This window comes from Pseudomonas sp. p21 (assembly GCF_001642705.1).
GTDB lineage: Bacteria > Pseudomonadota > Gammaproteobacteria > Pseudomonadales > Pseudomonadaceae > Aquipseudomonas.
The window spans coordinates 269,313-282,342 of sequence record NZ_LWBV01000005.1; the positions used below are offsets into that span (position 1 = coordinate 269,313).

Annotated in this window: 12 protein-coding genes; 5 read left to right on the forward strand and 7 right to left on the reverse strand. The window is 64.4% G+C overall.

The window, feature by feature from the left end; translation table 11 throughout:
- Window positions 1–52 precede the first annotated feature (52 nt).
- The 3 genes from A4C63_RS16815 (at window position 53) to A4C63_RS16825 (ending at window position 3,340) form a co-directional block, all read left to right on the forward strand.
- Complete coding sequence (locus A4C63_RS16815; RefSeq protein ID WP_063913667.1) at window positions 53–799, forward strand: GntR family transcriptional regulator; 747 nt, start codon at window positions 53–55, stop codon at window positions 797–799.
- Window positions 800–820: 21 nt separating this feature from the next.
- A complete protein-coding gene (locus A4C63_RS16820) occupies window positions 821–1,384 on the forward strand; it encodes an NUDIX hydrolase (RefSeq protein WP_063913668.1) in 564 nt (187 codons plus the stop codon).
- 174 nt (window positions 1,385–1,558) lie between these two features.
- Window positions 1,559–3,340, forward strand: a complete 1,782-nt coding sequence (locus A4C63_RS16825; protein WP_063913669.1) for an ATP-binding protein — start codon at window positions 1,559–1,561, stop codon at window positions 3,338–3,340.
- A gap of 4 nt (window positions 3,341–3,344) precedes the next feature.
- Here the strand turns inward: A4C63_RS16825 and A4C63_RS16830 are convergent, their stop codons facing one another.
- Together A4C63_RS16830 and A4C63_RS16835 are read right to left on the reverse strand one after the other, a co-directional pair.
- Complete coding sequence (locus tag A4C63_RS16830) at window positions 3,345–3,977, reverse strand: LysE family translocator (protein WP_023660833.1); 633 nt, start codon at window positions 3,975–3,977, stop codon at window positions 3,345–3,347.
- 95 nt (window positions 3,978–4,072) lie between these two features.
- The gene (locus tag A4C63_RS16835; protein WP_063913670.1) at window positions 4,073–4,687 is read right to left on the reverse strand and encodes a LysE family translocator; all 615 of its coding nucleotides are present in this window, start codon (window positions 4,685–4,687) and stop codon (window positions 4,073–4,075) included.
- Window positions 4,688–4,799: 112 nt separating this feature from the next.
- Between A4C63_RS16835 and A4C63_RS16840 the strand changes: the two genes are divergently transcribed.
- Together A4C63_RS16840 and A4C63_RS16845 are read left to right on the forward strand one after the other, a co-directional pair.
- Window positions 4,800–5,252 (forward strand): Lrp/AsnC family transcriptional regulator, encoded by a 453-nt coding sequence (locus A4C63_RS16840; protein ID WP_063913671.1) that lies wholly within the window; start codon window positions 4,800–4,802, stop codon window positions 5,250–5,252.
- A gap of 414 nt (window positions 5,253–5,666) precedes the next feature.
- Window positions 5,667–7,079, forward strand: a complete 1,413-nt coding sequence (locus A4C63_RS16845) for a cytosine permease (protein ID WP_063913672.1) — start codon at window positions 5,667–5,669, stop codon at window positions 7,077–7,079.
- A gap of 126 nt (window positions 7,080–7,205) precedes the next feature.
- Here A4C63_RS16845 and A4C63_RS16850 read toward each other — a convergent pair whose 3' ends face one another.
- The 5 genes from A4C63_RS16850 to glnT form a co-directional block, all read right to left on the reverse strand.
- Window positions 7,206–8,510, reverse strand: a complete 1,305-nt coding sequence (locus A4C63_RS16850; protein ID WP_063913673.1) for an ammonium transporter — start codon at window positions 8,508–8,510, stop codon at window positions 7,206–7,208.
- 151 nt (window positions 8,511–8,661) lie between these two features.
- Window positions 8,662–9,987 carry an FMN-binding glutamate synthase family protein gene (locus tag A4C63_RS16855; protein ID WP_063913674.1) on the reverse strand — a complete coding sequence of 442 codons (1,326 nt, stop codon included), beginning with the start codon at window positions 9,985–9,987 and terminating at the stop codon, window positions 8,662–8,664.
- A gap of 15 nt (window positions 9,988–10,002) precedes the next feature.
- Window positions 10,003–10,677, reverse strand: coding sequence for a protein glxC (locus A4C63_RS16860; protein ID WP_063913675.1), 675 nt, complete (start codon window positions 10,675–10,677; stop codon window positions 10,003–10,005).
- Between the two features lie 27 nt (window positions 10,678–10,704).
- A complete protein-coding gene (locus tag A4C63_RS16865) occupies window positions 10,705–11,610 on the reverse strand; it encodes a glutamine amidotransferase family protein (RefSeq protein ID WP_063913676.1) in 906 nt (301 codons plus the stop codon).
- Window positions 11,611–11,677: 67 nt separating this feature from the next.
- Complete coding sequence (gene glnT, locus A4C63_RS16870; protein ID WP_063913677.1) at window positions 11,678–13,012, reverse strand: type III glutamate--ammonia ligase; 1,335 nt, start codon at window positions 13,010–13,012, stop codon at window positions 11,678–11,680.
- Between the last annotated feature and the right edge of the window lie 18 nt (window positions 13,013–13,030).

Consider the following 13,030-nt stretch of genomic DNA (forward strand, 5'->3'; position numbering starts at 1 on the left):
TTCGTGGTGCTGTTGCGGTTGCGGCCGGGCAGCCTCTTTAAGAGCGCACTTGATGAAACGCCAGCCACTCGACGACAGCTTCAAGGTCAACCGCAACCCCGTTACCCTGCGCGAAATCGTGCTCGACAAGCTGCGCGCCGCGATCATGAACTTCCACCTGCTGCCAGGCGACCGCCTGGTCGAGCGCGACCTCTGCGACCGCCTCGGCGTCAGCCGCACCTCGGTGCGTGAAGCCCTGCGCCATCTGGAATCCGAAGGTCTGGTGGAATTCGCCGACGCCAAGGGCCCGCGCGTGGCCATCATCACCCTGGAAGACGCCCGCGACATCTACGAGCTGCGCTGCGTGCTCGAAGGCCTGATCGTGCAACTGTTCACCCTCAACGCCAAGGCCAAGGACATCCGTGCCCTGGAGCGTGCGCTGGAGGTTAACCGCGAAGCCCTCGAAGAAGGCGAGCTGCAACAGGTGCTGGATTCGGTACAAGGTTTCTACGATGTGCTGCTGGAAGGCTCCGGCAACCAGGTGGCGGCCCAGCAACTGCGCCAGTTGCAGGCGCGCATCAGCTACCTGCGCGCTACCTCGGTGTCGCAGGAGAACCGCCGCGGCGCCAGTAATCGCGAAATGGAAAAGATCGTCGAGGCAATCAAGAGTGGCGACCCGCTGGTGGCCCACCAGGCCTCGGTCGACCATGTCCGCGCCGCCGCCAAGGTGGCCCTGGACTACCTGCGCCAGAAGCAGGATGACAACGTCAAGGTGCGCGACATGGTCGAGCCCCTGGCCCTGAAGGATCCACGCATATAAGCCACCCATAGGCCACTGATCATGCCCACCGCCCCGCGCTACTGCCCGCACTGCACCAGGGAACTGGCCCGGGGCGTTCCCACAGGCGACACCCACGAACGCCTGCACTGCACCGGTTGCGGCTATATCCACTACGTCAACCCGAAGATCATCGCCGGCTGCATCATCGAGCGTGATGGCAAGTACCTGCTGTGCCAGCGCGCCATCCCGCCGCGCCCCGGCACCTGGACCTTGCCGGCCGGGTTCATGGAGGCCGGCGAGACCACCGAGCAGGCGGCCCTGCGCGAGGTCTGGGAAGAAAGCGGCGTACGCGCCGAAATCGTCTCGCCATACTCGATCTTCAGCGTGCCGAAGATCAGCGAGGTCTACATCATCTTCCGCGCCATCGCCACCGAGGAAACCGGGCAGTACGGGGCGGAAACGCTGGCGTACAAGTTCTTCGAGCCGGACGAGATCCCGTGGGACGAAATCTATTACCCGGCAATCCGGCAAATTCTCGAGCGCTACATCCTCGAGCGGCAGGCCGGGGTTTATGGCATCTACATGGGCAATGACGACACTGGCAAGGTGCACTTCATTCGCTAGCCTGTACCGGCCTCTTCGCGGGCCTGCCCGCTCCCACCAAAGCTTGAGCAATGTGCTATCCCTGTGGGAGCGGGCAAGCCCGCGAAGAGGCCGGTACACATAACACAAAACCCTCGCCAAGTGTCCATTCTCGGTGCACCCTAAAGGCCTTATGCAAAAGGACCAGCAGAGCACATGGCAAAATGGCTAGACGGCGGCGGGCTGATGGCCGAACGCATCCGCAATCACGATTGGGCCGCCACCCCGCTGGGCCCGCTGCAGCAGTGGCCCGACCCGCTCAAGACCAGCCTGGCCCTGTGCCTGGCCTCGCGCTTCCCACAAGCCGTGCTTTGGGGCCCCGACCTGCTCACCCTGCACAACGACGCGTTCTCGCAGATTCTCGGGCAAAAGCCCTCAGCCCTGGGCATCCCCTTCCGCGCCGTTTGGCAGGAAGCCTGGGCCGACATCGGCCACATGGCCAACCGCGCCTTGGCCGGCGAGGCGGTATACATCGAAGACTTCCCGCTCATCATCGACCGCAACGGCAGCCCCGAACGGGCCTATTTCACCTTCTGCTACAGCCCCATCCGCGACCATGACGGTAAGGTGCTGGGCATGCTCGACACGGTCACCGAAACCACCGCCAGCGTGCTCGCCAACCAGCGCCTGAACTTCCTCGACGACCTGGGCCGTGCCGTGGCCGACGCCACCGACCCGGACCAGATCCTCGCCATTACCACGCGCATGCTGGTCGAGCACCTGCAACTGTCGAGTTGCGGCTATGCGGTGATGGACCCCGACGAAGATGGCTTCACCATCTGCGGTGACGCCGTGGCGCCCGGCTCGCCGCATCTGCTGGGCCGCTACCAGCTGCAGGATTTCGGCAAGCTGGCGCTCGGCCGACTGCGCAGTGGCCTGCCGTTGGTCATCCAGGACAACCTGAGCGAGCTGCCCCCGGAGGAAGCTGCCAGCTTCCAGGCCATCGGCATTACCGCGACCATTTGCATGCCCCTGATCAAGAGCGGCCGATTGACCGCGCTGATGGCCATACACGACAAGACGCCACGGAAATGGACCCACTATGAACAGGCGCTGATCAGCGAAGTCACCGAGCGCTCCTGGGCGCATATCCAGCGGGTGCAGGCCCACGCCGAAGTGCGCGAGGCCATGGCTGCACTGGAGGCGCTGAATGCCACCCTCGAACAGCGCGTGGACGAGCGCACCACCCAGTTGCTGCACACCGAAGCCGTGCTACGTCAGACCCAGAAGCTTGAAGCCATCGGCCAGCTGACCGGCGGCGTGGCCCATGACTTCAACAACCTGCTGACCATCATTCGCTCGTCGCTGCACTTTCTGCAGCGCCCCAACCTCGACGCACAGCGCCGCGAACGCTACCTCAAGACCATGTCCGACACCGTCGAGCGCGGTACCAAGCTGACCGGCCAGTTGCTGGCCTTCGCCCGCCGCCAGGCCCTGAGCCCGCAAGTGTTCGAGGCCGGGCCACGGCTGGAGGCCATGGCCGACATGCTCGACACCGCCACCGGTGCGCGGATCCAGGTCGAGCTGCAGTTGCCGCAGGCGCCTTGCCATATCCGCGCCGACCTCAACCAGCTGGAAACCGCGGTCATCAACCTGATGCTCAACGGCCGCGATGCCATGGCCGGCGAAGGCACCTTGCAGCTGCGCCTGCAGGCCGACCAGCGCCTGCCCGCCCTGCGCGGCCAGGCGCCACAGCCGGGCCGGTTTGCAGCGATTTCGGTAAGCGACAGCGGTGTCGGCATTGCCGCCGAACTGCTGGAGCGCATCTTCGACCCGTTCTTCACCACCAAGGCGCCGGGTGAAGGCACCGGGCTCGGGCTGTCGCAGGTGTTCGGCTTTGCCAAGCAGTCCGGGGGCGATGTGCAAGTGAACAGTGTCCCGGGCCAGGGCACCACCTTCACCTTGTACCTGCCCCAGGAACCGCCGCCCGAAGCCTAGGCGGTCAACGCCGCCCTTCGGCCAGCATGCGCACGGCCAGGCCCGCCAGCACCGTGCCCATCAGCCAGCGCTGAACCTGCTGCCACAGCGGGCGACCAGCGAGGAACACGGCGATCGATCCGGCCATGATCGCGATCAGCGCATTGACCGAAACGCTGATGGCAATCTGCGTCGAACCCAACACCAGCGACTGCAGCAGCACGCTGCCATGCCCCGGCTCGATGAACTGCGGCATCAGCGACAGGTACATGACGGCGATCTTGGGGTTGAGCAGGCTGGTGGCAAAGCCCATGGTGAACAGCCGCCGCGGGCTGTCGGCCGGCAGGTCGCGCACCTGGAACGGCGAACGACCACCAGGTCGCAGCGCCTGCCAGGCCAGGTACAACAGGTACAGCGCGCCACCGATGCGCAGCGCGTCGTAGGCAAAGGGTACAGCCATCACCAGGGCGGTGATGCCCAGCGCGGCGCAGAACATGTAGATGACGAAGCCCAAAGCCACTCCACCCAGCGAAATCAGCCCGGCCTTGCGGCCCTGGCAGATCGAGCGAGAGATCAGGTAGATCATGTTCGGCCCTGGGGTCAGAACCATGCCGAGGCAGATGAGGGCGAAGGTGAGCAGTTGCGTGGTTTCGGGCATGGGGCACGTCCTGGGTTGTGCGTTGAAGTGCTGCGAGTTTATCCGAGGCTTTGTCTGTCGTCTGTACTGGCCTCATCGCCGGCCAGCCAGTGATTTCAGCTGATTTGGCCGGCTATCAAGCCCAGGGCCACCGTGATCATCGCCACCCCCGAGACCCGGCCAACCAGCTTCGCCGCCCCCGGCCGGGTGCTCAGCACGGCTTTGGCGCCATAGCCGACCAGCGAGTAGATCACCAGCGAGCTGCACAGGTGCACCAGGCCCAGCAGCAAGATTTGCACCGGCACCGGCCAGCTCGACTGCGGGTCGGTGAACTGCGGCAACAGCGCCAGGAACAGCAAAAACACTTTCGGGTTCAGGCCACTGACGCAGAACCCCTTCAATGCCCAGCGCGAACCCGACTCCCCCGCCCCATCCTGCCCGGCCGCCGGCAATGCCGGGCTCAGCAACAGGTTGCCACCCAGCCACAACAGGTAGCTGCACCCCGCCAGGGTCAGCAAAGTCAGCGCCAGCGGGTGGCCGGCCAGCAGGCTGCCGACCCCGGCTGCCACCACCAGGGTCGCGAGGAAATGCCCCGACAACATCCCCGCTACCGCGGGCATTACCCAGCGCCCGCGCATGCCGGCCGAAATGGCATAGGCCCAGTCCGCGCCGGGGGTAATCACGAACAGCATCGACACGGCCCAGAACGCCGTCAGAACACTGAGAGCCACTTGAATCTTCCTTTTTCCACTGCTTTGGGGTGACGAAAGATTACGGATTCCGTCGAGGGATTTTCTTTCGTATATTCCCAACCAGCCCTCAATGACTGGAAGATCCTTCTCAATGGACAGGACTGATCGAAAAATTCTTGCCGAGCTGCAAAAAGATGGTCGGCTATCGGTGACCGAGCTGGCTGACCGTGTAGGCCTCAGCCTGTCGCCCTGCCATCGGCGCTTGAAGGCACTAGAGGAATCCGGCGCGATTCTTGGCTATCACGCCCGCTTGGCGCCAAGCGCCCTGGGGCTGAACTTTGCCGCGCTGGTGTTCGTGACCCTGCGCGAAGTCACCCGCCAGCCGGTAGCGGACTTTGAAGCAGCACTGGCCGCAATCCCGCAGATCGTCGAGGCGCAGCGGCTGTTTGGCGACCCGGATTATCTGCTGCATGTGGTGGCCAAGGATTTGCCGGCGTTCCAGCAGCTGTATGACGAGCAGTTGACCAGCATTCCCAATGTGAAGCGGTTGAGTTCGACCCTGGTGATGAAAGAGGTGATTCAGGATCGGTTATTGCCGATGTAGGTGTTTCCTACAGTGCCGGCCCTTTCGCGGGTAAACCCGCTCCCACCTCGACCGCATTGACATCAAGTCATGCCAGTACCTGTGGGAGCGGGTTCACCCGCGAAAGGGCCGGTACAGGCGACCTTTTTACCTGCCCTGAAAACGCGCACGGCGCCCCACCAAAGCACACCGCTTCTCGCCTCCACAAGGCCCAAACCCCTCTAACCCAAGCCCTCCCGCCCCGTGGCACCCTCCTTGCAACCGTCCCCCGCTTAACCTTTTGTCAGCCTTAGGTTTTTTAAGGCTTATGGGCACATATTTACTAATTTCTCGTTATCCCCGCGCCCCGCATCATCGCTCCAACAAGAACGCGTCGCCCTTCGCCGGCACGCCCCCGGGCAGCTCCCGATGCCCTACCTTGCCTTGGAGTCAGTCATGACCAGTGCAGCCAATTCGGCACCCCTCATAGAAAAACACACGATCGGCTACGTGCCCCCGCAAGACCGCCATGGAAAGGTAAGGGACCTGTTCACACTGTGGTTCGGCGGCAACATCGCGCCGCTGCCCATCGTCACCGGCGCACTGGGAGTGCAACTGTTCCACCTGAACCTGGTATGGGGCATCGTCGCCATCCTGGTCGGCCATCTGGTCGGTGGAGTACTGATGGCGCTGCACTCGGCCCAGGGCCCGCAGATGGGCATCCCGCAGATGATCCAGAGCCGCGCCCAGTTCGGCTCGCTCGGTGCGCTGCTGGTGGTGGTGATCGCCGGGGTCATGTACATCGGCTTCTTCGCCTCCAACATCGTCCTCGCCGGCAAGTCGCTGCACGGTGTAGTCGATGCCGTGCCGGTACCCGTGGGCATCGTCATTGGTGCGCTGGGCTCGGGCATCATCGGCATCATCGGCTACCGCTTCATCCACGTGCTCAACCGCATCGGCACCTGGGTGCTGGGTATCGGCATCGTGGTCGGCTTCGGCTACATCTTCAGCCACGTGCAGAGCGACGACTTCCTCACCCGCGGCGGGTTCAACCTGGCCGGCTGGCTGGCCACCGTGTCGCTGGCGGCGCTGTGGCAGATCGCCTTTGCGCCCTATGTGTCGGACTACTCGCGCTACCTGCCGGCTGACGTGAAGGTCAGTTCGACGTTCTGGACTACTTACCTGGGCTCGGCCCTGGGTTCGAGCCTGTCGTTCATCTTCGGCGCCGTGGCGGTGCTGGCGATCCCGGCCGGCATGGACACCATGGACGCCGTCAAGCTGGCCACCGGTACCCTCGGCCCGATCATGCTGGTGCTATTCCTGCTCAGCGTAATCAGCCACAACGCCCTCAACCTGTATGGTGCGGTGCTGTCGATCATCACCCTGGTGCAAACCTTCGCCTACCGCTGGATCCCTACCGCCAAGAGCCGTGCCGTGCTGTCGCTGATCGTGCTGTCGGCCTGCTGCGTGGTGGCGGTGTTCGCCTCGGCAGACTTCATCGGCCACTTCGTCGACATGGTGCTGGTGCTGCTGGTGGTGCTGGTGCCGTGGACGGCGATCAACCTGATCGACTTCTATGCCATCCACAAGGGTGACTACGACATCCAGTCGATCTTCCAGGTCGATGGTGGCATCTACGGGCGTTACAACCCGCAGGCGCTGATTGCCTATGCGGTGGGCATCGTGGTGCAGATCCCGTTCATGAACACGCCGCTGTATGTCGGGCCGATTTCCGAGCATATCAACGGCGCTGACCTGTCGTGGCTGGTGGGGCTGGCGATCACTTCGCCGCTGTACTGGTGGCTGGCTTCGCGTGACAGTGCCTACCGTCGTCGGCAGATGAGTGCCAAGGTGGCCATGGGGCACTGATTCAACCTGTACCGGCCTCTTCGCGGGCTTGCCCGCTCCCACAGGAATGTCACCGGCCTCGAAAGCTGTGGTGTCCCTGTGGGAGCGGGCAAGCCCGCGAAGAGGTCGGTACAGGCAACACATCAATCAGAGGTTATAAGCCCGCTCATTGTGCTCCGCCAAGTCTAGCCCCTGCTCTTCCTCTTCCCGGCTGGCCCGCAGCCCCACGGTCAGCTTGATCGCCCCGAGAATCGCCCAGCTCACCACGAAGCAATACACGAAGGTGAACGCCACCCCCTTCAATTGCACCAATGCCTGCCCGATCGGCGACGCGCCCTCCACATAGCCGCCCAACGCAGGCGCGGCAAATACCCCGGTCAGTATCGCGCCGACCATTCCGCCCACGCCATGCAGGCCGAACACGTCCAGGCTGTCGTCATAGCCCAGTGCCTGCTTCAACCGGGTCACGGCAAAGAAGCAGATGGCCCCGGTCAACAGCCCGATCACCAGCGCGCCCAGCGGCCCGACATATGCACAGGCCGGGGTAATCCCGACCAAACCTGCCAAAGCCCCTGAAGCCGCACCCAAGGCCGTCGGCCGACCATGCATCACCTTCTCGGTCAGCAACCAGCCGACAATCCCCGCACAAGCCGCCACCATGGTCGCCAGCATCACCACCCCCGCCGCCTGGTTGGCCGCCAGCCCCGAGCCGACGTTGAAGCCGAACCAGCCCACCCACAGCAACCCGGCGCCCACCAGGGTGAAGCCGAGGTTGTGCGGCGGCATGGCCACCTGCGGGTAGCCCTTGCGCTTGCCCAGCATCAACGCCGCAGCCAGGGCTGCCACGCCGGAGTTGATATGCACGGCAGTACCACCGGCGAAGTCCAGCACGCCCCAGTTGACCATCAACGCCCCCGGCCCGCCCCAGACCATATGTGCGATCGGCGCGTACACCAGCACGAACCAGGCGGCCATGAACAGCAACGAAGCACTGAACTTCATGCGTTCGGCGAAGCCACCGGCAATCAGCGCCGGGGTGATGATGGCGAAGGTCAACTGGAACACGGCGAACACCCCTTCCGGGATGGTACCGACCAGGCTGTCATGACCGATGTCCAGCATCAGCGCCTTGCCCAGCCCGCCTATGAAACTGTTGAAGGTCAGTTGGCCCTCGACCATGCCGGTGGTGTCGACCACCAGGCTGTAGCCGAACAGCACCCAGAGGATGCCGATCACCCCGGCCACGGCGAACAGCTGGGTGAACACCGAAAGGAAGTTCTTGGCCCGCACCATGCCGCCGTAGAACAGCGCCAGGCCCGGGATGCACATCATCAGCACGAACATCGCGGCGCAGATCATCCAGGCGGTGTTGCCGGTGTCCAGGGTGGGCTCGGCAGCGTGGGCCCGGGAAGTCAGGGCTAACAACATTACAGCGAGGGTGAGGTGCTTCATGGAGCCACTCCTGTGTGAATGGTGGGGGTGCCCTGGGGCTGCTTTGCAGCCCATCGCGACACAAGGCCGCTCCCACAAGGGGTTGCGGTGACTATATGTGGGAGCGGCCTTGTGTCGCGAAAGGGCCGCAAAGCGGCCCCCGACGGTCAACTCAGTATTGCGCCTGCCCCGGCACCCATGCGGTCCCCGCCAATGGCACCCGCGCCATCGCCGCAGCCTCCACGGTCAACGCCACCAGGTCTTCCGGGTCCAGGTTGTGCAAGTGCGACTTGCCACACGCCCGTGCCATGGTCTGCGCTTCCAGCACCAGCACCCGCAGGTAGTTGGCCAACCGGCGCCCCGCCTCTTCCGGGTTCAGGCGCTTGGCCAGTTCCGGATCCTGGGTGGTGATGCCGGCCGGGTCGCGGCCGTTCTGCCAGTCGTCATAGAAGCCTGCCGCCGAGCCGATCTTCTTCAGTTCGGCATCCAGCCGCGGGTGGTTGTCACCCAGCGCGATCAACGCCGCAGTGCCAATGGCCACCGCATCAGCCCCCAGGGCGATGGCCTTGGCCACATCGGCACCATTGCGAATGCCGCCGGAGACGATCAACTGCACCTTGCGGTGCATGCCCATTTCCTGCAGCGCCTGCACTGCCTGCGGGATGGCCGACAGGATCGGGATGCCGACGTGCTCGATAAACACTTCCTGAGTCGCGGCGGTACCACCCTGCATGCCATCGAGCACGATCACATCGGCACCGGCCTTCACCGCCAGCTTGACGTCGTAATACGGGCGACTGGCGCCGATCTTCACGTAGATGGGCTTTTCCCAGTCGGTAATCTCGCGGATTTCGGCAATCTTGATCGCCAGGTCGTCCGGGCCGGTCCAGTCCGGGTGGCGGCAGGCGCTGCGCTGGTCGACGCCAATCGGCAAAGTACGCATGCCAGCCACGCGCTCGGTCACCTTCATGCCCAGCAGCATGCCGCCACCACCCGGCTTGGCACCCTGGCCAAGGACGATCTCGATGGCATCGGCCTTGCGCAGGTCGTCGGGGTTCATGCCGTAGCGCGACGGCAGGTACTGGTACACCAGGTGCTGCGACTGGCCGCGCTCCTCCGGGGTCATGCCGCCGTCGCCAGTGGTGGTGCTGGTGCCTGCGATGGTCGCACCACGGCCCAGGGCTTCCTTGGCATTGGCCGACAACGCGCCGAAGCTCATGCCGGCGATGGTCACCGGGATTTTCAGGTGGATCGGCTTCTTGGCGAAGCGGGTGCCCAGCAGCACATCGGTGCCGCATTTCTCGCGGTAGCCTTCCAGCGGGTAGCGCGACACGCTGGCGCCGAGCAGCAGCAGGTCGTCGAAGTGCGGCACGCGACGCTTGGTGCCACCACCGCGAATGTCGTAGATGCCGGTTTCGGCGGCACGCTGGATTTCCTGGATGGTCAGGCGATCGAAGGTGGCCGACTCACGCAGTACCGGGGGGAATTGCTCGCTCATGGGAATGCTCCTGGATCAGTACGCGCTGGCGTTATCGACTTTGAAGTTGTACAGCTGGCGAGCCGAGCCGTAGCGTTTGAAATCGGCTGCCTTGTGCGCGAGGCCCGCCTGGTTCAGCAGTTCCTGCAGCTCTTGCAGGTGCTCGGCGCGCATCTCTTTCTCGATGCAGTCCGAGCCCAGCGACTGCACCGAACCCTTGACGTAGATGCGCACCTCGTACAGCGAATCGCCCAGCGCATCGCCGGCATCGCCACACACCACCAAACGCCCGGCCTGGCCCATGAAGCAGCTCATGTGGCCGATGCTGCCGCCGACGACGATATCCACGCCCTTCATGGAAATACCGCAACGCGCGCCGGCGTCGCCCTCGATCACCAGCAGCCCGCCATGGGCGGTGGCGCCGGCGGCCTGGGAGGCGCTGCCCTTGACCCGCACCGAGCCGGACATCATGTTCTCGGCCACGCCGACACCGACGTTGCCATGCACGGTGACGCTGGCCTGCTGGTTCATGCCGGCGCAGTAATAGCCGGCGTGGCCTTCGATATCCACGGCCACGGCGGCGTTGATGCCCACGGCCAGGTTGTGCTTGCCGTCGGGGTGGGTCACCCGCCATTCGTGGTCCTGCACCTCACCGTGCAGGGACTGGTTGAGGACACGCACCGAAGTGCTGGACAGGTCGATGGTCTTCATGGGGTTCTCCAGTGGTTCGGTGGCAGGTCAGGCGCTTTTGCGTTCCCAGACGTACAGGGTGGCCGGGGCCGGTTCCCAGACCTTGGCGTTCTCGATGCCCGGCAGGCTGGCCAGCGCCTGGTACTCCGAGGCCATGGCCACGTAGTCGTCGGTCTCGGCCAGCACGGCGGGCTTGCAGGCGATCGGGTCGCGGATCACGGCAAAGCCGTTGCGGGTGCCGATGGCAAAGGTGAAGAAGCCATCAAGGTCCTCCAGGGCGCCGTCCAGGGCCTGGGCCAGGCTGTCGCCCTGTTGCAGGCGCCAGGTGAGGTAGCCGGCGGCCACTTCGGTGTCGTTGTCGGTCTCGAAACTGATGCCTTCACGCTTGAGCTCCTGGCGCAGGCGGAAGTGGTTGGACAGCGAGCCGTTGTGCACCAGGCACAGGTCGGCGCCAGTGGAGAACGGGTGGCTGCCCTCCATGGTCACGGCGCTTTCGGTGGCCATGCGGGTATGGCCGATGATGTGGCTGCCCTTCATGCCGGCCAGGCCGAAGCGGCTGGAAATCTCGGCCGGCAGGCCCATGCCCTTGAGAATTTCGATGCTCTGTCCGGCGCTCATGATGCGCACATCGGGCGCCAACTCGGCCAACGCGGCGCGGACGGCGGCCTCGTCGGTGTGCACCTTGAGCACGGCGGCGCTGGCGTTCTGGAACCAGTCCAGCGAACAGCCCAGGCGGCCCTCCAGCCGGCCCATCAAGGTGGTCCAGGGATAGTTGATGTCGGTGGCCTGCAGGGTCAGCTTGACCCAGCCGTCAGCCACTTCATCGCCGTAAATGGCAAAACCGGCGCTGTCTGGACCACGATCGGTCATGGCCTTGAGCATGGGGTCGAAGAGTTTGCCGAGCTGGGCTTCCAGCTCGGGCTTTTTCAGGTACAGACCTACGATTCCACACATGGTGATGCTCCTTACTAGGCAGTGGGCGACCGCTTTCGTGCTGGCCGCCCAAGGGATTGGGGGGCGGTCAGAAGAATTCGGTGTAACGCTGGATTTCCCAGTCGGAGACGTGGCGGCAGTACTCCACCCACTCCATGCGCTTTAGCTTGATGAACTCGTCGACGATTTCGGCGCCCAGCACCTCGCGGAACAGCGGGTCGGCCTCCAGGGCGTCGGCCGCTTCCTTTAGCGACTGTGGCAAGGTCTTGATGCCGCGTGCAGCGATCTCTTCCAGGCTGAGGTTGTAAAGGTTTTCGTTGCACATCTCGCCCGGCTCCAGCTGGCGGTCGATGCCATCGAGGCCGGCAGCGATGATCGCGGCGGTGACCAGGTACGGGTTGCAGCCGGCATCCGGCAGGCGGAACTCCAGGCGGCCATAAGGGATGCGCACCATCGCCGAGCGATTGTTGGCGCCGTAGGCAACAAACGCCGGGGCCCAGGTGGCGCCGGATAGCGAACGGCCGACCACCAGGCGCTTGTACGAGTTGACCGTAGGCGCAGCGAAGGCGCACAGCGCCGGGCCATGGGTCAGCAGGCCTGCGGCAAAGTGGTAGGCCAGCTTCGACAGGCCCATGCCGCTGCTGTCGGACGGGTCATGGAACAGGTTCTTGTTGGTACTGCTGGCCAGCGACAGGTGGAAGTGCATGCCATTGCCGGCGCGCTTGGGGTCGGGCTTGGGCATGAACGAGCAGATCATGCCCAGGTCGTTGGCAATCTCGCCGGCGGCCATGCGGAAGAAGGTGAAGCGGTCGGCCGACTCCATGGCGTTGCTGTAGGTGTAGTTGATCTCGAACTGGCCGTTGGCGTCCTCGTGGTCGATCTGGTAGATGTCGAAGCCCACCGGCTGCAACGCCTCGGTCAGGCGCTCGAGGAACAGCCGCGAGCGCGACAGGCCCTTGTAGTCGTAGCACGGCTTGTCGAGGTTGTCGGAGGCGTCCACCAGTTGCAGCTTGCCATCCTCGTCGCGGCGGAACAGGCTGAACTCGGGCTCCAGCCCGGTGTTCAGGGTCCAGCCCTTGTCGGCCAGGCGCTGCACCTGCTGCTGCAACACGTAGCGGCTGTCGTAGGGCCAGGGCTGGCCGTTTACGTGGCCTACACACACCACACGGCCGTAGCCCGGCTGCCACGGGACCGGGATCAAGGTGGAAAGGTCGCCGCGGGCCATGAAGTCCGGGCCGTGCGGTTCCATGCCCATGCCGCAGATGGCGAACCCGGCAAAGCCGGCGCCCTCCTCGGCCACCATCTTCAGGCCCGATACCGGCACCGATTTGGTCTTCGCCGAGCCATGGATATCGACGAACTGTGCCAGCACGTACTTGATGCCGTGCTGATCGAGGGTGCGCTGGGTTTCTGCTGGCAACATGGGTTGAACACTCCTGGG